A 20,395-nucleotide genomic window follows, 5' to 3' on the forward strand; every position below is an offset into this window, starting at 1 on the left:
CTGGCCGCCGCTTTGGTGGAGACCGGCTCGCGCATGGATGAGGTGATCTTCGAGGAGTTCAAGGGCACCGGCAACATGGAGCTGAAGCTGGACCGCAAGCTCTCGGAGAAGCGGATCTTCCCCGCCGTGGACGTGGACGCCTCCGGCACCCGTAAGGAGGAGATCCTCATGGCGGGCGACGAGCTGCAGATCATCTGGAAGCTCCGCCGGGTCCTGCACGCCCTGGACCAGCAGCAGGCCATCGAACTGCTCCTGGACAAGATGAAGCAGACCAAGTCCAACACCGAGTTCCTGCTCCAGATCCAGAAGACCACCCCCACCCCCGGCAACGGCGGCGACTGACCGGGGAGTACGTACCGGGCCCCGCGGGCTCGGGAGTGAGGACCGCTCCGCCACTTCTGGTGGGGTGGTCCTCGCTCTGTGTGACGAGACCTGAGAGCTTGGCCACAGCTGTTGACCGGGCCGCGGACCTTGCCGCACATCGCGTGGAGAGGCGTCCGCCCAGGTCGTACGGGTGAAGTTCCCTTTCGGGGGCCCACCGGTGCGAAGTGCGTCGGCGTTCACCGGCGGAGCATCACCGTCACACCGTGTGCAACCCTGCCCGAAGGCGTGACCAACGGGTGCATGCCACGCGCCGCAAGACAGACGGCAAGGCCGCACGGCAGGACTGAGGTAAGTGACGATGGCGGACGAGAGTCCCGGCGGGCCGGACGCGGCCACGGGCCGCTCCCGGAGCGTGCTGCGCGCCGGCGGCCGCCGGCGCAGGCCGCACACCCGCCGCCGGAAGATCCTCAAGGCGGCTGCCTGGACCACCGCGGCAGCCGTGGTCCTCGGCGGCACCGGCCTCGGTTTCGCCTACTTCAAGCTCAACGGCAACATCTCCGGCGTGGACATCGACGCCAAGCTCGGCAAGCACAGGCCCGGTGACACCCCGAACGGCTCGATGGACATCCTCGTCCTCGGCTCCGACACCCGGTCCGGCGCGAACGCCAAGTACGGCAAGGGCCAGGCCGGCGCCCGCTCCGACACCGCGATGGTCGTGCACATCAACAAGAGGCACGACAAGGCGAGCGTCGTCTCGATACCGCGCGACACCATCGTCGAGCGCCCCGGCTGCGTGAAGGACGACGGCCGCGGGACGGTGCCGCCGCAGCGGGCGATGTTCAACTCCGCCTACGAGGTCGGCGGCCCCGCGTGCGCGGTCAAGACCGTGGAGTCGATGTCCGGCGTACGCATGGACCACTACGCGGAGGTCGACTTCGCCGGCTTCAAGAAGCTGATCGACAACCTCGGCGGCGTCGAGGTCACCACCAAGAAGCCGATCAACGACCCCGACAGCCACCTCGACCTGGATCCCGGGCCGCACAAGCTCGGCGGGGAGCAGTCCCTCGGCCTGGTCCGGACGCGTCACGGGGTCGGCGACGGCAGCGACCTGGGCCGCATCCAGCTGCAGCAGGCGTTCCTGAAGGCGCTCATGGACCAGGTCAACAGCGTGGGAGTCTTCAGCAGCCCGAAGAAGCTCTACGACCTCGCCGACAGCGCCACCTCGGCCGTCACCACCGACTCCGATCTGGACTCGGTCAGCGATCTGGCCGGGCTGGCGGGCATGCTCAAGGGGATCAAGTCCGACGACATCCAGATGTCGACGCTGCCGGTGACCTACGACCCGCAGGACCCCAACCGCGTCGTGCCGATGGAGTCCAAGGCCGCCAAGATGTGGACCGCGATCAAGCGGGACGCCGCCATACCGAAGTCCGCGGAGAAGGGCTCGGCGAGCGAGGCCGGGGACGTCGGCAGCGTGGTCGGCTGAGGCCCTCCCGGGGGCGCGCACGGGAATATCGGGCGCCCGCCCCCGGTTTTGGGAGGTACGGCCAGTGATGGCAGACTGGACCGTCGGCCCCGGTTCACGGCGGACAAGCCCGTCCTCCGACCCGGTGCCCTCCAGGAAATAGGAGACACCTTGAAGCGCGACATCCACCCCGAGTACGTAGAGACCCAGGTGAGCTGCACCTGCGGCAACTCCTTCACGACTCGCAGCACCGTGAGCGGCGGCGTCGTCCGCGCCGACATCTGCTCCGCGTGCCACCCGTTCTACACCGGCAAGCAGAAGATCCTCGACACCGGTGGCCGCGTGGCCCGGTTCGAGGCCCGCTTCGGCAAGGGCGCCGGTTCCGCCAAGAAGTAGCATCACCCGAGCGCCGGTCTCCTCGGCACGCCCCCGGGCGTGAGGGGCCGGCGCTCTTTCGCGCTGCCTGGCTCTTCCTTCTTCACGTAAAGGGACAAACGATGTTCGAGGCGGTCGAGGAACTGATCGGTGAGCACGCCGAGCTGGAGAACCAGCTCGCCGATCCCGCGATCCACGCCGACCAGGCGCGCGCCCGCAAGCTCAACAAGCGGTACGCAGAACTCTCGCCGGTGATCGCTGCGTACCGATCCTGGAAGCAGACCGGGGACGACATCACCACCGCTCGCGAACTCGCCGCGGACGACCCGGACTTTGCCGCCGAGGTGAAGGAACTCGAGTCCCAGCGCGAGGAGTTGACGGAGAAGCTGCGGCTGCTGCTCGTGCCGCGCGACCCCAGCGACGACAAGGACGTCATCCTCGAGATCAAGGCGGGGGAGGGCGGCGACGAGTCCGCGCTCTTCGCCGGCGACCTGCTGCGCATGTATCTGCGCTACGCGGAACGCGTCGGCTGGAAGACCGAGTTGATCCAGTCCACGGAGTCCGACCTCGGCGGCTACAAGGACGTCCAGGTCGCCGTGAAGACCAAGGGGGGCGGCGGCGCGACGGAGCCCGGCCAAGGCGTGTGGGCCCGTCTGAAGTACGAGGGCGGCGTGCACCGCGTGCAGCGCGTACCCGCGACCGAGTCCCAGGGCCGCATCCACACCTCGGCCGCCGGTGTCCTCGTGCTGCCCGAGGCCGAGGACGTCGACGTCGAGATCAACGCGAACGATCTGCGCATCGACGTCTACCGCTCCTCCGGCCCCGGTGGCCAGTCCGTCAACACCACCGACTCCGCGGTGCGCATCACCCACGAGCCGACCGGCATCGTCGTCTCCTGCCAGAACGAGAAGAGCCAGCTGCAGAACAAGGAGCAGGCGCTGCGCATCCTGCGCGCCCGGCTGCTGGCCGCAGCGCAGGAGGAGGCCGACCAGGAAGCCTCGGACGCCCGCCGCAGCCAGGTGCGTACGGTGGACCGGTCGGAGCGGGTGCGGACGTACAACTTCCCCGAGAACCGGATCTCCGACCACCGCGTCGGCTTCAAGGCATACAACCTCGACCAGGTTCTCGACGGCGACCTGGACGCGGTGATCCAGGCGTGCGTCGACGCCGACTCCGCGGCCAAGCTGGCCGCGGCCCAGTAAGCGCGCGTACGGACGGTTGGTACGGAAGAGAAGATGCTGCATTCCTCCGGGGGGCGGTCCCCGAACCCACGCGGTCTGCTGATCGCCGAGGTGGCACAGGCGACCCAGCGGCTCGCCGACGCCGGGGTGCCCTCGCCGCGGTTCGACGCCGAGGAGCTGGCCGCGTACGTGCACGACGTCAAGCGCGGCGAACTCCACCTGGTCCCGGACTCCGACTTCGACGCCCGCTACTGGGAGGCCGTCTCGCGCCGTGAGGCCCGCGAGCCCCTGCAGCACATCACCGGCCGTGCCTTCTTCCGCTACCTCGAACTTCAGGTCGGGCCAGGGGTGTTCGTGCCCCGTCCCGAGACCGAGTCCGTGGCCGGCTGGGCGATAGAGGCCGTACGGGCAATGGACGTTGCCGAACCGCTCATCGTCGACCTGTGCACCGGCTCCGGAGCCATCGCGCTCGCCCTCGCGCAGGAGGTGCCGCGTTCGCGGGTGCACGCCGTCGAACTCGACGAGGGCGCCTACGGCTGGGCCGTGAAGAACGTCCAGGGCAGCCGCGTCACGCTGCACCACGGCGACGCGCTCACCGCGCTCCCCGAACTCGACGGCCAGGTCGACCTGGTGGTCTCCAACCCGCCCTACATCCCGCTCACCGAATGGGAGTATGTGGCACCAGAAGCCCGCGACCACGACCCGCAACTGGCGTTGTTCTCCGGGGAGGACGGGCTGAGCACGATCCGCGGTCTGGAGCGCACGGCACACCGGCTGCTGCGCCCCGGTGGTCTCGTCGTCATCGAGCATGCCGACACCCAGGGCGGCCAAGTCCCCTGGATCTTCACCGAGGACCGCGGCTGGGCCGACGCGGCGGACCACCCCGACCTCAACAACAGGCCCCGATTCGCCACAGCCCGCAGGGAGGTGCCGTGATGGCACGGCGTTATGACTGCACCGACGTGACCGACCGCAAGACCGGCCTTCGTGAGGCCGCCTCGGCGGTGCGCCGCGGTGAACTCGTCGTGCTCCCCACGGACACGGTGTACGGGATCGGCGCCGACGCCTTCAGCCCGGATGCCGTCGGCGATCTGCTGGAGGCCAAGGGGCGTGGCAGGAACATGCCTTCGCCGGTGCTGGTCGGATCCCCGAACACGCTCCACGGTCTCGTCACCGACTTCTCCGAGGCGGCCTGGGAGCTGGTCGACGCCTTCTGGCCGGGTGCGCTCACGCTCGTCGCCAAGCACCAGCCGTCGCTGACGTGGGACCTGGGCGATGCCCGCGGCACCGTGGCCGTGCGGATGCCCCTGCACCCCGTCGCCATCGAGCTGCTCAAGGAGTTCGGTCCGATGGCCGTCTCCTCGGCGAACCTCACGGGTCACCCCGCGCCGCAGGACTGCGACGCGGCGCAGGAGATGCTCGGCGACTCCGTGGCCGTCTACCTCGACGGCGGTCCGACGCCCGACTCCGTGCCGTCCTCGATCGTCGACGTCACCGGCAGGACGCCGGTGCTGCTGCGCACGGGCGCACTGAGCGCCGAGGAGCTCCGCAAGGTCGTTCCCGACCTGGAGGTGGCCCCGTGACCGGGATGAGGGCCGCGGCGGTCCTCGTCCCGTCCGGTGCGTCCTTCCCGCAAGGGCCCCGGTTCCGGCCCTGGCCCACGCCCGTGGGCGATCCCGGCCGGGCCGGGCGGAGGAGCCGGAGGAAGCGGCCGGCGGACGGGCAGGCCGGGAGATATCTGCAGTGAACACCCCGCACGGGCGTGGCACCGCGGAACCCGGCGGCATAAACGGCAAGGGCTCGGCATGGGGCGCGGTACAGGCCTCCGGCACGGGCGCCGCCGGTGCCTTCCGCATCCTCCACGTCTCCACCGGCAACGTCTGCCGCTCACCACTGACCGAGCGGCTGACCCGGCATGCCCTGGAGGAGCGGCTGGGAGACGGCCGCAGCGGGGGCATCCTCGTGGAGAGCGCCGGCACCTGGGGGCACGAGGGCGCACCGATGGAGGACCACGCGGCCGAGGTGTTGCTCGAGCACGGGGCGGACCCCGAGGGCTTCCGCGGCCGCGAGCTGCTGGACGAGCACGTGATCCGGGCGGACCTCGTGCTCACCGCGACCCGCGACCACCGGGCACAGGTCGTCTCGATGGGGCATTCGGCCGGGCTGCGTACGTTCACGCTCAAGGAGTTCACACGCCTCGTGAGGGCGATAGACGCGGCGACCCTGCCCGATCCCCGGTCCGCCGAGGGCGTCGTCGAGCGTGCGTATGCCCTGGTGCAGGCCGCTGCGGCCCTGCGCGGCTGGCTGCTGGCGCCCAGCCCCGAGGCGGACGAGATCCATGATCCATACGGTGCTCCAATCCCGTACTTCCGGTCGGTGGGGGACGAGATCAGCAAGGCCCTGGACCCGGTCGTGACGGCTCTGACGGGCGTTCCCGCCCGTTAGGGGAGCTGTTGTCCGCATACGTGAAACCGCCGGCCCCGCGCAGGTGTCCTATGGTGTGGGGCCAAGGAACAGCGAAACCCCTGGGGAACCCGTGCGTGAATATCTGCTGACGCTCTGTGTCACGGCAGCGGTCACCTATCTCCTGACCGGGCCGGTGCGGAAGTTCGCCATCGCGGCGAAGGCCATGCCTCAGATCAGGGCGCGCGATGTGCACCGCGAACCGACACCGCGCCTCGGCGGCATCGCGATGTTCGGCGGTCTGTGCGCGGGCCTTCTGGTCGCCTCCCAACTCACGAACATCGGCGAGCTGTTCATCCTTTCCGACGAGCCGCGCGCACTGCTCTCCGGTGCCGGGCTGATCTGGCTGCTGGGCGTCCTGGACGACAAGTGGGGCGTCGACGCGCTGGTCAAGCTGGGCGGCCAGATGATCGCCGCGGGCGTCATGGTGCTTCAGGGGCTCACGATCCTGTGGCTGCCGGTCCCGGGTGTGGGAAATGTCGCGCTGACTCAGCTGCAGGGCACGCTGCTGACGGTCGCGCTCGTCGTGATCACCATCAACGCCGTGAACTTCGTGGACGGCCTCGACGGTCTGGCCTCCGGCATGGTCACCATCGCCGCGGCAGCGTTCTTCATGTACGCCTACCGGATCTGGTACGGCTACGGCGTCGAGGCGGCCGCGCCGGCCACGCTGTTCGCCGTGCTCCTGATGGGCATGTGCCTGGGCTTCCTGCCGCACAACATGCACCCGGCGCGCATCTTCATGGGCGACTCGGGATCGATGCTGATCGGTCTCGTACTGGCCGCGGGCGCGGTCTCGATCACCGGTCAGGTCGACCCGGACCTCATGGTGCAGCACACCGGCTCCGTGCGGTCCGCGGTCCACACGATGGTGCCGCTGTACATGCCCCTGCTGCTGCCGTTGACGATCATCGCGATCCCCGTCGCCGACCTGGTGCTGGCGATCGTCCGCAGGACCTGGCGCGGGGAGTCGCCGTTCGCGGCGGACAAGGGGCACCTGCACCACCGGCTGCTGGAGATCGGGCACTCGCACAGCCGCGCGGTCCTGATCATGTACTTCTGGTCGGCGCTCATCGCCTTCGGAGCGGTCGCGTTCTCCGTGCAGTCCTCCAGCCTCGGCATCGTGCTCGCGATCGTTCTGCTGAGCGCCGTGGGGCTCGTGGTGCTGCTGATGCCGCGCTTCACGCCGCAAGTGCCGCGGTGGGCCTACGCGTTCGTGCCGCCGCGCTACAGGCGTGAGACCGGCAATGCGGACAATCAGAACGACACCGATCCGGTTTCCGATACTTCGCCCGATTCACCGTCTTTGGTGGATATCGAGAAGAATACGCAATTCGCGGCGGCCAACGGGAATTCGGCCGAGGTGGCCGAGAAGGAGAAAACCGAAAAGGCGGAAAGCGCACCTCAGCCCGCATTCGCGGGGCTCAACGGCGCCACCGCGATGGGTCGTAACGGTCAACGGGCCGCACGGAGTTCGGGCCCTGCGTGTGACAGCGAGCACACCAAGTAGGTAAAGACCTCATCAAATAGTTTGTGATAGCGTTCACGAAAGCCGGATGAACCGGGGACCGGGGCGGAGGACGCCGCACCGGATCTGTGGTTTTCGACTCCTCGTATCCAGACCGGAGAACGGGACGTCGTCACCGGCGAACAGCCTTCGGCTGACGCACAACTCCTCAAGGAGTGTGGTCCGTCGAGGCAAGCATCGCCCGCCCCCGACCTCGCCGGAGCTGCCCTCATGCAGTCCAACGATGCCCGGATTCTCCGCGGCTCGGCGGTCTTCGCCGCCCCAGTGGGAGTCGTCGCCACGGTTGTCAGTGCGCTGACGGCAGGTGGAAAGGGCCTCGTCGGCGCGCTCGTGGCAGTCGCCGTCGTCGCCGTCTTCTTCGGTCTCGGGTTCGCAGCGCTCATGCGCATCACCCAGGACAAGCCGCAAGTCACGATGATGGCCGGGATGTTGGTCTACACGGTGCAGATGCTCCTCATCGGCGTCTTCATCATCGTCTTCAGCGGGACCACGCTCTTCAACAGCCGGGCCTTCGCCCTCACGTTGCTCGTCACCGCCCTGGCGTGGGTCGGCGGACAGGTCCGCCACAGCCTCACGAGCAAGATGCTCTACGTCGATCCCGTACCGTCCGCGCCCGCCAAGGGGGCTGCGCACACGGGGAAGTCGGAGTCGCGGGATGAGACGTGAGGGGGAGCGGCAGGGGCTTGATCCCGATCTGCTATCGTCCGGAAACGCATCCGGCCGTGTGGGGCCCGCTCGCCAGAGGAGCGCAGCGCCCCGGCGGCCTGCGGTGTACTCGGATCCGGAGCTGTGGCCGCAGCGTGGATCCCGGGTGCCCGGTCCTCGGTGCACACTCCGGGTCGACCGCCGTGGCATCGCCACACTCTGTCCCCCGTGCCGACAAGCGGTCTCACCAGCCGCGCTGACACACAAGGTTGCCGTCACTTATGCGTCACGACGAAGGAGTCACGGGTGAGCGCCCTAACGCTGCTGGCTAGCACCGACTGCCACATCAATGCAGGCTGCGCCTTTCCCGCGCCGGGCCTTCACTCGTTCCAGTTCAAGCCGATCTTCACCGTCGGCGGCATCGAGTTCACCAAGCCGATGCTGCTCGCGATCATCTGCATGGTGATCGTCGTCGGCTTCTTCTGGTCCGCGTTCAGCAAGCCGAAGCTGGTCCCGGGGAAGCTGCAGTTGGTCGGCGAGATCGGCTACAACTTCATCGCGAAGAGCATCGCCGGCGATGTGATCGGCAAGAAGGGGAAGAAGTACGTCCCCTTCCTGATGTCGATCTTCTTCTTCGTGTGGATCATGAACATCATGGCCATCATCCCGCTGGCGCAGTTCCCGTCGACGTCACGATTCGCCTTCCCGGTGGCACTCGCGCTGCTGGTGTTCGTGACGTACATGTTCCTGACGTTCAAGACCCACGGCTTCAAGGGCGGCGTCAAGAACCTGGTGTGGATCGAGGGTCTTCCCAAGCCCCTCGTTCCGCTGATCGTGCTCCTGGAGTTCATCCAGAATGTGATCACCCGGCCGTTCACCCTCGCGGTGCGGCTGTGGGCCAACATGTTCGCCGGCCACATGCTGATCGTGATGTTCAGCGCCGCCGCCTGGTATCTGGTGACCCCCTCGTTCCTTGCCGCCGTTGCGGGTGGATCCTTCCTCCTGGCGGTCGGCATGACGGCCTTCGAGGTCCTGATCCAGTTCCTGCAGGCGTACATCTTCACGCTGCTCGCCGCGATCTACATCAGCGGAGCGCTCGAAGAGGCCCACTGATTCGCCCGAACTCCCCTCGTACCAACGGAACTCCGCTGGGAAGGCCCCCAGCGGACCGCATCACATAGGAAGAAGAAGATGACTGCTGAGCTTGTCAACCTCGCTGCCGTCGACATCAAGGGCAACCTCGGAGCCGTCGCGTACGGTCTCGCCGCCATCGGCCCCGGCGTCGGTATCGGCGTGGTCTTCGGTCACTCCATCGAGGCCATGGCCCGTCAGCCCGAGGCCATGGGCATCATCCGTACCAACATGTTCCTCGGCTTCGCGCTCTGTGAGGTCCTCGCGCTCCTCGGCCTCGTCGTCCCCTTCATCTTCTCGTAAGCCGGGACGGCCGGTAGCCATTCCCGACGAAAGGTTCGGACATGATGACTTTCCTGGCTCAGGAGGGGCACGCGCAGAATCCCCTGATCCCTGAGACCGTCGAGCTGGTCGTCGGCCTGATCGCCTTCTTCATCGTCTTCGGCGTCCTCGGTAAGAAGCTGCTGCCCACCATCCAGAAGACTCTGGACGAGCGGCAGGACGCGATCGAGGGTGGCCTGGAGCGAGCGCAAGAGGCGCAGACCGAGGCCAACCAGACTCTTGAGGAGTACAAGGCCCAGCTCGCCGAGGCCCGCCACGAGGCGGCCCGGATCACCGAGCAGGCACGTGAGCAGGGTGCTGCGATCATCGCGGAGATGCGCGAAGAGGGTCAGCGCCAGCGCGACACGATCATCGCCGCGGGCCATGCGCAGACCGAGGCGGACCGCCGTCAGGTGACCGTCGCGCTGCGTCAGGAAGTCGGCCGCATGGCCACGGACCTGGCCGGTCGCGTCGTCGGTGAGTCCCTCGACGACGTCGCACGTCAGAGCCGCGTCATCGACCGCTTCCTCGAGGACCTCGAGGAGAAGGCAGAGGCCACCCGATGATCGGCGCGAGCCGTGACGCACTCGCCGCAGCCCGCGAGAGCCTGACGGCGCTGACCGACAGCACGTCGGTCGACCCGAAGCAGCTCGCGGACGAGCTGGCCGAAGTCACGGCGCTGCTGGACCGCGAGGTCTCACTGCGCCGTGTGCTGACCGACCCGTCGCACAGCGGTGAGCGCAAGGCCGGGCTGGTCGCCAGCGTGCTCGGCGGCCAGGTGGGCGGGTCGACCGTCGACCTGGTCTCCGGAATGGTGCGGTCCCGCTGGTCCGCCCCGCGCGACCTGGTGGACGCGACCGAGGAGCTGGCGGACACCGCCGACCTCGTCGCCGCGGAGCGTGACGGTGCGCTGGACGAGACCGAGGACGAGCTGTTCCGGTTCGCCCGTACCGTCGCCTCGTCCCCCGACCTGCGTGCGGCACTGACCGGCAGCAAGGCCCCGGCGTCGTCGAAGGTGCAGCTGCTGCACACGCTGCTCGGCGGCAGGTCGAGGCCGGCGACGGAGCGTCTCGTCACGCGTCTCGTGGTACACCCGCGGGGACGTAGCCTGGAGGGCGGGCTCGAGTCCCTCTCCCGGCTGGCGGCCGAGCGGCGCGGCCGCTCGGTGGCTGTCGTCACCTCCGCGGTGCCGCTGAGTGACCAGCAGCGGCAGCGTCTCGGTTCGGCGCTGGCGAGGCTCTACGGACGCGAGATGCATCTGAATCTCGACGTGGACCCGGAGATCCTCGGCGGGATCAGGGTGCGGGTCGGCGACGAGGTCATCAACGGCTCCATCGCGGACCGTCTCAGCGAGGCGGAGCGGCGCCTGGCCGGCTGACGCCGGACACGAGGTGCGACGGCGTTCGCGCCACACCAACTCAACAGCATCACTTAGCGGCCCGAGTTGGGCCGTAGAAGATCGATACGGTCCCAACAAGGAGAGCAGGGAACCCAGATGGCGGAGCTCACGATCCGGCCGGATGAGATCCGGGAGGCGCTGGAGAATTTCGTCCAGTCGTACGAACCGGACGCGGCCTCGCGCGAAGAGGTCGGGACGGTCAGCGTTGCCGGTGACGGCATCGCGAAGGTCGAGGGTCTTCCCTCGGCCATGGCGAACGAGCTGCTGAAGTTCGAGGACGGAACCCTCGGCCTCGCCCTCAACCTCGAGGAGCGAGAGGTCGGTGCGGTCGTCCTCGGTGAGTTCAGCGGCATCGAGGAGGGCCAGCAGGTGCGCCGCACCGGCGAGGTCCTGTCGGTTCCGGTCGGCGACAACTACCTCGGCCGCGTCGTGGACCCGCTGGGCGCCCCGATCGACGGCCTCGGTGACATCGAGTCCGAGGGCCGCCGCGCGCTCGAGCTGCAGGCCCCCTCGGTCATGGACCGCAAGTCGGTGCACGAGGCGATGGAGACGGGCTACAAGGCCGTCGACACCATGACACCGATCGGCCGCGGCCAGCGTCAGCTGATCATCGGCGACCGCCAGACCGGCAAGTCCGCGCTCTGCGTCGACACGATCATCAACCAGCGCGACAACTGGCGCTCCGGCGACCCGGACAAGCAGGTCCGCTGCATCTACGTCGCCGTCGGCCAGAAGGGCTCCACCATCGCGTCCGTGCGCGGCGCCCTGGAGGAGGCCGGTGCGCTGGAGTACACGACGATCGTGGCCGCCCCGGCGTCCGACCCGGCCGGCTTCAAGTACATCGCCCCGTACACCGGCAGCGCCATCGGCCAGCACTGGATGTACCAGGGCAAGCACGTCCTCGTCGTCTTCGACGACCTGACCAAGCAGGCCGACGCCTACCGCGCCGTGTCCCTGCTGCTGCGCCGCCCGCCGGGCCGTGAGGCCTACCCGGGCGACGTCTTCTACCTGCACTCCCGCCTGCTGGAGCGCTGCGCCAAGCTCTCCGACGACATGGGCAAGGGCTCGATGACGGGCCTGCCGATCGTCGAGACGAAGGCGAACGACGTGTCGGCGTTCATTCCGACCAACGTCATCTCCATCACCGACGGCCAGTGCTTCCTGGAGTCCGACCTCTTCAACGCCGGCCAGCGGCCCGCGCTGAACGTCGGTATCTCGGTCTCCCGTGTCGGTGGTTCCGCGCAGCACAAGGCGATCCGCCAGATCACCGGTTCGCTCCGTGTGAACCTCGCCCAGTACCGCGAGCTCGAGGCGTTCGCCGCCTTCGGCTCCGACCTGGACGACGCCTCCAAGGGCGCGCTGGAGCGCGGCAAGCGGATGACGGAGCTGCTCAAGCAGTCGCAGTACAACCCGTACTCGACCGAGGACCAGGTCGTCTCCGTCTGGTCCGGCACCAACGGCAAGATGGACGACGTCCCCGTCGAGGACATCCGCCGTTTCGAGCGTGAGCTGCTCGAGTACATGCACCGCGAGAACAAGGGTCTCCTGACCAGCATCGTCGAGGGCGGCAAGATGACCGACGACACGATCCAGGAGCTCGGCGAAGCGGTGGACAAGTTCAAGAAGCAGTTCCAGACCGCGGACGGCAAGCTGCTGGGCGAGGACTGAGCGATGGGCGCTCAGACCAGGGTCTACAAGCGGCGGATCAAGTCCGTCACGGCGACCAAGAAGATCACCAGGGCGATGGAGATGATCGCTGCGTCGCGCATCATCAAGGCGCAGCGCCGGGTGGCGGCCTCCGAGCCGTACGCCCAGGAGCTGACCAACGCCGTGCGTGCGGTCGCCACCGGCTCGAACGTGAAGCACGCGCTCACCACGGAGGTCGAGCACCCGACTCGGGCCGCGGTCCTGCTCATCGTGAGCGACCGCGGTCTGGCGGGCGGCTACAACTCCAACGCCATCAAGGCGGCCGACCGGCTGACCAACCGGCTGATCGGCGAGGGCAAGGAAGTCGTCAACTTCATCGTGGGCACCCGCGGTGTGACGTACTACCGCTTCCGTGAGCGTGCGATCAGGGAGTCCTGGAGCGGCTTCACCGACAACCCGACGTACGCGGACGCCAAGGCCGTGGCCGCGCCGCTCATCGAGGCGATCCAGAGCGACACGGGCGCCGAGAACGGCGTGGACGAACTCCACATCGTGTACACGGAGTTCGTCTCCATGATGACGCAGACGCCGGTCGACGACCGGATGCTGCCGCTCAGCCTGAAGGAGACCGCGGAGGAGTCGGCCGGGGTCATCCAGGACAACATCAAGCGAGGCCCGGAGGTCCGTCCGCTCTTCGACTTCGAGCCGTCGGCCGAGCAGGTCCTCGACGCACTGCTGCCGCGGTACGTCGAGAGCCGCGTCTACAACGCGCTGCTGCAGGCCGCCGCCTCCAAGCACGCCGCCACCCGGCGTGCGATGAAGTCGGCGACGGACAACGCCGAAGACCTCATCAAGTCGCTCACGCGGCTTGCCAACGCGGCCCGCCAGGCCGACATCACCCAGGAAATCAGCGAGATCGTCGGTGGCGCGAGCGCGCTGGCTGACGCTTCTGCGGGGAGTGACCGCTAACCATGACCGAAACTCTTGAGAAGGCCACGGCGGCGGGCCGCGTCGCACGCGTCATCGGCCCGGTGGTCGACGTGGAGTTCCCCGTCGACCAGATGCCCGACATCTACAACGCGCTGACGGTCGAGGTCGCAGACCCGGCCCAGGCGGGCAAGAAGAAGACCCTCACCCTCGAGGTCGCACAGCACCTCGGCGAGGGTCTCGTGAAGGCCATTTCCATGGAGCCCACCGACGGTCTGGTCCGCCAGGCCGAGGTGACCGACACCGGCGCGGGCATCACCGTTCCCGTCGGCGACGTCACCAAGGGCCGGGTGTTCAACACCCTGGGCAAGATCCTCAACGAGCCCGAGGCCGAGTCCGAGGTCACCGAGCGGTGGTCCATCCACCGCAAGGCCCCCGCCTTCGACCAGCTCGAGTCCAAGACCGAGATGTTCGAGACGGGCCTGAAGGTCGTCGACCTGCTGACCCCGTACGTCAAGGGCGGCAAGATCGGCCTGTTCGGCGGCGCCGGCGTCGGCAAGACCGTCCTCATCCAGGAAATGATCATGCGTGTGGCGAAGCTGCACGAGGGCGTTTCCGTGTTCGCCGGTGTCGGCGAGCGCACGCGTGAGGGCAACGACCTCATCGACGAGATGGCCGAGTCCGGCGTTCTCCCGCAGACCGCGCTCGTCTTCGGTCAGATGGACGAGCCGCCGGGCACGCGTCTCCGGGTCGCCCTCGCGGGTCTGACCATGGCGGAGTACTTCCGCGATGTGCAGAAGCAGGACGTGCTGTTCTTCATCGACAACATCTTCCGCTTCACGCAGGCCGGTTCCGAGGTCTCCACGCTGCTCGGCCGCATGCCCTCCGCGGTGGGCTACCAGCCGAACCTGGCGGACGAGATGGGTGTGCTCCAGGAGCGCATCACCTCGACCCGTGGCCACTCCATCACCTCGATGCAGGCGATCTACGTGCCCGCGGACGACCTCACCGACCCGGCTCCGGCCACCACGTTCGCGCACCTCGACGCGACCACGGTGCTCTCGCGGCCGATCTCGGAGAAGGGCATCTACCCGGCGGTGGACCCGCTGGACTCGACGTCCCGGATCCTGGACCCGCGCTACATCTCGCAGGAGCACTACGACTGCGCGAACCGCGTGATCGGAATCCTGCAGAAGTACAAGGACCTCCAGGACATCATCTCGATTCTCGGCATCGACGAGCTGTCCGAGGAGGACAAGCTCACCGTCAGCCGGGCCCGTCGTATCGAGCGCTTCCTGTCGCAGAACACCCACGCGGCGAAGCAGTTCACGGGTCTGGACGGATCGGACGTCCCGCTGGACGAGTCGATCTCGGCGTTCAACTCGATCGCCGACGGTGACTTCGACCACTACCCGGAGCAGGCGTTCTTCATGTGCGGTGGCCTCGACGACCTCAAGGCCGCGGCCAAGCGTCTCGGCGTCTCCTGACGCACGGGGCCGGGGCCGGGCGGGGCCGGACCGTGAGGCGCAGCCCTCCGGTCCGTCCCCGTCCCCGCACCCCTTATCCTTTTCCTAACCTACGAAGGAGCCACAGTGGCTGAGCTGCACGTCGAGTTGGTCGCCGCGGACCGCAAGGTCTGGTCCGGCGAGGCCAGCCTGGTCGTCGCGCGCACCACGTCCGGCGACATCGGCGTCATGGCGGGCCACCAGCCGCTGCTCGGCGTGCTGGAGCCGGGCGCGGTCATCATCCGCACCGCCGGCGAAACCGGCGAGGGCACCGTGGTGGCCGCGGTGCACGGCGGGTTCGTCTCCTTCGCGGACGACAAGATGTCGCTGCTGGCGGAGGTCGTCGAGCTGTCCGACGAGATCGACGTCGAACGTGCCGAGCGGGCGCTGGAGCGTGCGAAGTCGGAGGACGACGCCGCCGCCGAACGGCGTGCCGAGGTCCGCAAGCGAGCGGTGGCGGTCCGCTGAGGAGGCGGCCGACGCCCTGCACGGAGCCGGGCACGACAGGTACGAAGTTCAGCCGCGGGCTGTTCCGGGTCACCCCGGAGCTACCCGCGGCTGAGCCAATACAGAGGGGGACGCGGGATCCACAAGATCTCACGGCTCCGGGAGCACCGCGCCACGCGTGGTACGAGAGAGTGCGAGGAGGTCGGTGATGATGGTCCTCGTTCTGTCACTGGTCGGCGTGGCCCTGCTGCTGGCGCTGGGTCTTTTCGCCTTCGGGCTGCGGCGCCGCCTGCTTCAGCGCTCGGGAGGCACGTTCGACTGCAACCTGCGCTGGAACGCACCACAGCCCGCCGCGTACACCGATGAGGCACCGGCGGAAGCCCCGCCCCCGCTCGCGGACGGCAAGGGCTGGGCGTACGGCGTCGCGCGCTACAACGGTGACCAGATCGAGTGGTTCCGGGTCTTCTCGTACGCGCCGCGCCCCCGCCGCTTTCTGGAGCGCAACCTCATCGAGGTGCTGCAGCGGCGGAATCCCGAGGGTGAGGAGGAGCTGGCCCTGCTCTCCGATTCCGTGATCCTCGCGTGTTCCCTGCATGGCACCCGCGTCGAACTGGCCATGAGCGAGGACGCGCTCACGGGGTTCCTCGCCTGGCTGGAGGCGGCTCCGCCCGGCCAGCGCGTCAACGTTGCCTGAGTAGGAGGCACGCTGGTTTGCCGAGCATTCCGCTGTCGCCGCCGGGCTCTCGGCGCTCCGCGAGTCCGCCGCAGCCTGATCAGCCCAGCAGTGCGGCGACGAGGACGAGCACCGGCGCCGCCGCAAGGGTCGAGATGAGGATCGATTCGCGGGCGATGCGCGTCCCCGTCCCGTAGCGTGAGGCGTACGTGAACAGGTTCTGCGCCGAGGGCAGGGCGGAGGTCACCACGACCGCGAAGAGGGCCGGGGGCGGCAGCTCGAAGACGGCGGCGCCGAGTGCCCACGCCACGAGCGGCTGACCGACCGCCTTGCAGCCGACCGCCAGCAGGACCGGGGACCGGTCGTGTTCACGTGAGAGGACGGCGCTGCCCCGCAGGGACATCCCGAACGCGAGCAGCACCGCGGGCACGGACATGGCCCCCACCAGGTGGAACGGTTCGAGCACCGGGCCCGGCAGGGGCCGGCCCGTGGCCGCCACCGCGACGCCGCTGAGCGAGCCGATGACCACCGGGTTGCGGAACGGGGTCGTCAGCAGCCGCAGGGGGCCGCTGCGTTCGTCCGGTGCGGAGAAGACGTCGAGCGCGGTCAACGCCACCGGGGAGACCACCAGTTGCTGGAAGAGGATGACGGGCGCTACGAGTGAGGCGTCACCCAGGACGTACGCGGAGATGGGGATGCCGAGGTTGCCGGCGTTGACGTAGCTCGCGCACATGGCGCCGACGGTGCTCTCACCCGCCGGCCAGCGCCGCAGAGCCGCCACCGCGCAGTAGACCGCGGCGACGGCGAAGGTGCTCAGCGCCGTTGTCAGCACCTGGCCCGAGACCAGCACACGGAGATCCGCCCTGGCCATGGTTTCGAACAGCAGCGCGGGCGTGGCCACGTGGAAGGCGAGTTTCGTGAGGATCTCCGGCCCGTTGGCGCCGAGCAGTCCCCGTCTGCCGAGGAGATAGCCGGTGGCGATGACGCAGGTGATGACCGCGAATCCCGCTATCACTCCACCCACGGTGGGCCGTTCCTCGGCACGCGCGCCGACGTCGTCACATCGTTCACGGATCGATTGTCCGTACCCGCCCGCAACCGCTTGCGGGCGGGTACGGACACCCGTGCGGGGCAGCGTCGTTCGGCCTGCAGGCGACCTCGGCGCCGCTACCGCCCTCGGCCTGACGTCAGCCCCTCGTCAGGCCCGATTCCTGTGCCAGCACCGCCGCCTGGGTGCGGCTGCGCAGCCCCAGTTTGCCCAGCAGCCGGCTGACGTGGGTCTTCACCGTCGCCTCTGCCATGCCCAGGCGCTGCGCCACCTCCGCGTTGGACAGCCCTTCCCCGAGGCAGAGCAGCACGTCGTGCTCGCGTCGGGTCAGCTCGTCCAGGCCCGGTGCGATGCCTCCCGCCCTCGGGACGGGAGGTGGTCCCGTCCCTCCGGGACGGGCGAACTCCGCGATCAGCCGCCTGGTCACCGCGGGAGCGATCAGGCCCTCGCCGCGTGCCACCGTCCGTACGGCGTCGATGACCTGCGAGGCCTCGCTGTCCTTCAGCAGGAAGCCCGACGCCCCGGCGCGCAGTGCCCCGAAGACGTACTCGTCGAGGTCGAAGGTGGTCAGCACCAGAACGTCCGCAAGCTGTTCGCCCGTGATGCGCGCGGTGGCCGAGACACCGTCCAGACGCGGCATCTGGACGTCCATCAGCACGATGTCGGGGCGCAGTTCACGGGCGAGGCGGACCGCCTCCTCGCCGTCCCCGGCCTCGCCCGCCACCTCGATGCCGGGGGCGCCGCGCAGGATGAGGACGAGACCTGCCCGTACGGACAGCTGGTCCTCGGCGACTAGGACGCGGACCGGGGGCCGTGCGCCGTCGTCCCGTGTCACGGCAAACGCCCTTCCTCGATGGGAAGTTCGGCCCGTACCTGCCAGACCTTTGTGCGTCCGTGGGAGGCGTCCGAAGGCCCGGCGCTCAGGGCTCCGCCCAGCAGCTCCACGCGCTCCCGCATGCCGATCAGGCCCGAACCGGAGCCGGGCGCACGCGGGACCGGAGTCCCGTCGGGATTTTCACGCCCGGTACCGAGCAGGTCGCGGAGGGGGCTCGTGACGCGGACCGTGAGCGGGCCGTGCGTAGGGGCGCGCGTCAGCTCGACGGTGACGGTGCCCGGAGCCGAGTGCTTCAGCGCGTTCGTCACCGACTCCTGTACGACCCGGTACGCGGCCAGTTCGACGGGGGCGGGCAGCGTCCTGCCGGTTGCTCCGCGCTCGTCGCGCAGCGCGAAGCTGAGTCCTGGGTTGCCCGCGCCGGCCCGCGCCCGCCCGATGAGCGCGTCCAGCCCGGCGAGTGTCGGGGAGGCCGCGGGCTCCGCTCCGTCGCCGGACGCGTCACGCAGCAGCCCGATGAGGCCCCGCATCTCCGCCAGGCCCTGCACGCTGTTCTCGCGGATGACGCGGAGCGAGTCGCGGGTCGCCGCCTCGTCGGGGGGATCCAGGGAGAGGGCCGCCGTGGAGTGGATCGCGATGGCGGACAGGTGGTTGGCGACGAGGTCGTGCAACTCCCTTGCCATGCGGCCACGTTCGGCGGTCACCGCCTGGACGCGGTCCATCTCGGCGAGCAGCGCTGTCTGTTCGGCGCGCAGCCGCTCGGCCGCGGCGGCGTTCCGGTGGTCGCGGATGACGACGCCCGTCCAGGCGGGCGCGATCGTGATGCCCGCGCAGAACACGCCCAGCAGCAGCGTCGCGGGGGTACGGAGGACCGCCACCAGCCCCAGAGTCACCGCGACCGTCAGCGCGACGCTCGCCGGCAGCAGCGTGCGGGACAGACGCGGCGGCCCGTACAGCACCGCGGCGTAGACGACGTCGGTGAAGACGATCACGGTGGCCAGCAGCGACCCCATCGCGAAATCCGACGCGAGCGCGGCGACGGCCACCACCAGTGCCCAGGGCTGAGCGGACCTGCGCCACAGAGCGGCGAGGCACATGGCGGTGAGGGGCAGCAGCAGCCAGGCGCCGTAACTCGCGCCCACCCGCGCGTTGTTGTAGAGGCCGAACCGCCACAGGATCAGCCCGCCGAGGAGACCGGCGAGCGCGATGAGCACGCCGTCGCGGTGCGGACGCACCCACGGCGGCGGCATCAGGGACGGGCTGCGTGGCATGGGTCCATCTCAGCACGCCGGGCGGGCGCGGGCGTCGGCCTCGGGGACCAACCTGCCCGCCTCGCGGTACATCGAAGGATGCAGGGCGGTCGCGGCGAATCGTCGCTGGTGAGGATGCGTGCGAGCCTGCCCGGCCGGGATCGTGGAGGGGACGTCGAGGCAAGGGGGACAGGCGTGATCGTCACGCTGATCATCATCTGCGAGGTCGCGTTCTGGGTGCTGCTCGCGGGCGGACTCGCACTGCGCTATCTGGCACGCATGCCGCGTACGGGGGCCGCGGTGCTGCTGTGCGAGCCGCTGCTGGAGCTGGCTCTGCTGGTCGTCACGGCCATCGACCTGCGAGGGGGAGCGCAGCCCGACTGGAAGCACGGCCTGGCCGCCGTCTACATCGGCTTCACCGCGACCCACGGTCACTACATGATCAAGTGGGCCGACGCTCACTTCCTGCACCGCTTCGGCGGGGGCCCGGCGCCCGTCAGGCCTCCTCGGTACGGGACGGCGCGGGCGGTGCACGAGTGGAAGATGAGCGCGCGTGCCATCGGGGCCGCGGCGATCGCCGCGGCGCTGCTGCAACTGGCCGCCTGGTATGTGGGCGACGCGGGGCAGAGCGAGTCGCTGCGGATGTGGCAGGGACGGATGGGCGTGGTGGCCGGCATCAGCCTGGTCATCGCGCTGAGCTACACGATCTGGCCCAAGCGGGATCCGGGGACGGGCCGCGCACACCCCGAACGTGATCGCGACGCGTCCGGGGCGGTCGGCGGACGGCGCTGATCAGTGAGGCAGTGCGGCCCGAACGGTCCGTGGCGGTCAGGGCCCGGCAGGGTCCGTCTCCGTGCTTCCGTCTCCGCGGGCTTCCGTCTCCATGCCCCGGGCGGCGACCGCCCGGGACCGGAACAGCTGGCTAGCGCTGGTCTCCGCCGGCCTCCCGGGACCGGTGGTGCCGTACGCGGCTCAGCGCGGCGGCAAGACGGTGGTGCACCCGTACGTCGTGGTAGTCGGTGCCGGACTCGACATGCTCGGGCAGGTTCGTACGGTCGCTGCCCGAGAAGGACTCGTGGCCGGGCGTGCCGTGGAAACGGATCTCGGTCTCGGGCTCGCGGCCGAAGCGGAGCCGGTCGGCAGCGGCTGACGTCGTCAGTTCGATGTCAGGTCGCGCAGGGGGACTGTCCCTGTTCGCGCTCCCGTCCTGGCCCTCTTGGCGCTCCTTGCCGTT

At 69.1% G+C, this 20,395-nt stretch carries 22 protein-coding genes and 1 pseudogene; 20 read left to right on the forward strand and 3 right to left on the reverse strand.

The genetic code is table 11. The features are described from left to right. The 18 genes and pseudogenes from I004_RS33065 to I004_RS0108990 form a co-directional block, all read left to right on the forward strand. Positions 1 to 342, forward strand: a pseudogene (locus tag I004_RS33065) (transcription termination factor Rho); the annotation flags it as partial. A gap of 340 nt (positions 343 to 682) precedes the next feature. Then, complete coding sequence (locus tag I004_RS0108910) at positions 683 to 1,810, forward strand: LCP family protein (RefSeq protein WP_028435184.1); 1,128 nt, start codon at positions 683 to 685, stop codon at positions 1,808 to 1,810. A gap of 150 nt (positions 1,811 to 1,960) precedes the next feature. Further along, positions 1,961 to 2,185, forward strand: coding sequence for a 50S ribosomal protein L31 (gene rpmE, locus I004_RS0108915; RefSeq protein WP_028435185.1), 225 nt, complete (start codon positions 1,961 to 1,963; stop codon positions 2,183 to 2,185). 101 nt (positions 2,186 to 2,286) lie between these two features. Further along, a complete protein-coding gene (gene prfA / locus I004_RS0108920; protein WP_028435186.1) occupies positions 2,287 to 3,366 on the forward strand; it encodes a peptide chain release factor 1 in 1,080 nt (359 codons plus the stop codon). 33 nt (positions 3,367 to 3,399) lie between these two features. Beyond that, positions 3,400 to 4,281, forward strand: coding sequence for a peptide chain release factor N(5)-glutamine methyltransferase (gene prmC, locus I004_RS0108925; protein WP_051344874.1), 882 nt, complete (start codon positions 3,400 to 3,402; stop codon positions 4,279 to 4,281). Next, on the forward strand, positions 4,281 to 4,928 hold the full coding sequence (locus I004_RS0108930) for an L-threonylcarbamoyladenylate synthase (protein WP_028435188.1): 648 nt from the start codon (positions 4,281 to 4,283) through the stop codon (positions 4,926 to 4,928). The genes prmC and I004_RS0108930 overlap by 1 nt, the downstream gene beginning before the upstream one ends. Before the next feature lie 160 nt (positions 4,929 to 5,088). Continuing rightward, positions 5,089 to 5,790: an arsenate reductase/protein-tyrosine-phosphatase family protein gene (locus I004_RS33070; protein ID WP_486579875.1), complete on the forward strand. Its 702-nt coding sequence runs from the start codon at positions 5,089 to 5,091 to the stop codon at positions 5,788 to 5,790. Positions 5,791 to 5,881: 91 nt separating this feature from the next. Then, positions 5,882 to 7,318, forward strand: coding sequence for an MraY family glycosyltransferase (locus I004_RS33075; protein WP_037975596.1), 1,437 nt, complete (start codon positions 5,882 to 5,884; stop codon positions 7,316 to 7,318). Positions 7,319 to 7,546: 228 nt separating this feature from the next. Next, a complete protein-coding gene (locus tag I004_RS0108945; RefSeq protein ID WP_028435189.1) occupies positions 7,547 to 8,002 on the forward strand; it encodes a Cg1360 family ATP-synthase-associated protein in 456 nt (151 codons plus the stop codon). A gap of 285 nt (positions 8,003 to 8,287) precedes the next feature. Further along, positions 8,288 to 9,094 (forward strand): F0F1 ATP synthase subunit A, encoded by an 807-nt coding sequence (gene atpB / locus I004_RS0108950; RefSeq protein ID WP_028435190.1) that lies wholly within the window; start codon positions 8,288 to 8,290, stop codon positions 9,092 to 9,094. A gap of 78 nt (positions 9,095 to 9,172) precedes the next feature. Continuing rightward, entirely contained in the window at positions 9,173 to 9,415 is a 243-nt protein-coding gene (gene atpE, locus I004_RS0108955) for an ATP synthase F0 subunit C (RefSeq protein ID WP_028435191.1), read from the forward strand. A 41-nt stretch (positions 9,416 to 9,456) separates the two neighbouring features. Further along, positions 9,457 to 9,999 carry a F0F1 ATP synthase subunit B gene (locus I004_RS0108960; RefSeq protein WP_028435192.1) on the forward strand — a complete coding sequence of 181 codons (543 nt, stop codon included), beginning with the start codon at positions 9,457 to 9,459 and terminating at the stop codon, positions 9,997 to 9,999. Next, complete coding sequence (locus I004_RS0108965) at positions 9,996 to 10,811, forward strand: F0F1 ATP synthase subunit delta (protein ID WP_028435193.1); 816 nt, start codon at positions 9,996 to 9,998, stop codon at positions 10,809 to 10,811. Before I004_RS0108960 ends, I004_RS0108965 begins: the two co-directional genes overlap by 4 nt. Before the next feature lie 117 nt (positions 10,812 to 10,928). Further along, the gene (atpA, locus tag I004_RS0108970) at positions 10,929 to 12,500 is read left to right on the forward strand and encodes a F0F1 ATP synthase subunit alpha (protein ID WP_028435194.1); all 1,572 of its coding nucleotides are present in this window, start codon (positions 10,929 to 10,931) and stop codon (positions 12,498 to 12,500) included. A gap of 3 nt (positions 12,501 to 12,503) precedes the next feature. Then, positions 12,504 to 13,448 carry a F0F1 ATP synthase subunit gamma gene (locus I004_RS0108975; protein ID WP_028435195.1) on the forward strand — a complete coding sequence of 315 codons (945 nt, stop codon included), beginning with the start codon at positions 12,504 to 12,506 and terminating at the stop codon, positions 13,446 to 13,448. 2 nt (positions 13,449 to 13,450) lie between these two features. Continuing rightward, entirely contained in the window at positions 13,451 to 14,893 is a 1,443-nt protein-coding gene (gene atpD, locus I004_RS0108980; protein ID WP_028435196.1) for a F0F1 ATP synthase subunit beta, read from the forward strand. 105 nt (positions 14,894 to 14,998) lie between these two features. Continuing rightward, positions 14,999 to 15,379 carry a F0F1 ATP synthase subunit epsilon gene (locus I004_RS0108985; protein ID WP_028435197.1) on the forward strand — a complete coding sequence of 127 codons (381 nt, stop codon included), beginning with the start codon at positions 14,999 to 15,001 and terminating at the stop codon, positions 15,377 to 15,379. 190 nt (positions 15,380 to 15,569) lie between these two features. Next, on the forward strand, positions 15,570 to 16,052 hold the full coding sequence (locus I004_RS0108990) for a DUF2550 domain-containing protein (protein WP_028435198.1): 483 nt from the start codon (positions 15,570 to 15,572) through the stop codon (positions 16,050 to 16,052). A 79-nt stretch (positions 16,053 to 16,131) separates the two neighbouring features. Here the strand turns inward: I004_RS0108990 and I004_RS0108995 are convergent, their stop codons facing one another. The 3 genes from I004_RS0108995 to I004_RS0109005 form a co-directional block, all read right to left on the reverse strand. After that, positions 16,132 to 17,055 (reverse strand): AEC family transporter, encoded by a 924-nt coding sequence (locus I004_RS0108995; protein WP_028435199.1) that lies wholly within the window; start codon positions 17,053 to 17,055, stop codon positions 16,132 to 16,134. Positions 17,056 to 17,218: 163 nt separating this feature from the next. Beyond that, positions 17,219 to 17,914, reverse strand: a complete 696-nt coding sequence (locus tag I004_RS0109000; RefSeq protein WP_028435200.1) for a response regulator transcription factor — start codon at positions 17,912 to 17,914, stop codon at positions 17,219 to 17,221. Beyond that, positions 17,911 to 19,182 (reverse strand): sensor histidine kinase, encoded by a 1,272-nt coding sequence (locus I004_RS0109005; RefSeq protein WP_486579876.1) that lies wholly within the window; start codon positions 19,180 to 19,182, stop codon positions 17,911 to 17,913. Before I004_RS0109005 ends, I004_RS0109000 begins: the two co-directional genes overlap by 4 nt. A 174-nt stretch (positions 19,183 to 19,356) precedes the next feature. Here I004_RS0109005 and I004_RS33080 point away from each other — a divergent pair, with 174 nt between their 5' ends. Together I004_RS33080 and I004_RS39415 are read left to right on the forward strand one after the other, a co-directional pair. Further along, positions 19,357 to 19,953, forward strand: a complete 597-nt coding sequence (locus tag I004_RS33080; RefSeq protein ID WP_037975599.1) for a hypothetical protein — start codon at positions 19,357 to 19,359, stop codon at positions 19,951 to 19,953. A 166-nt stretch (positions 19,954 to 20,119) separates the two neighbouring features. Continuing rightward, positions 20,120 to 20,311: a hypothetical protein gene (locus tag I004_RS39415; protein WP_028435202.1), complete on the forward strand. Its 192-nt coding sequence runs from the start codon at positions 20,120 to 20,122 to the stop codon at positions 20,309 to 20,311. Positions 20,312 to 20,395: the final 84 nt, after the last annotated feature.

It is taken from the genome of Streptomyces sp. TAA486, from assembly GCF_000426165.1.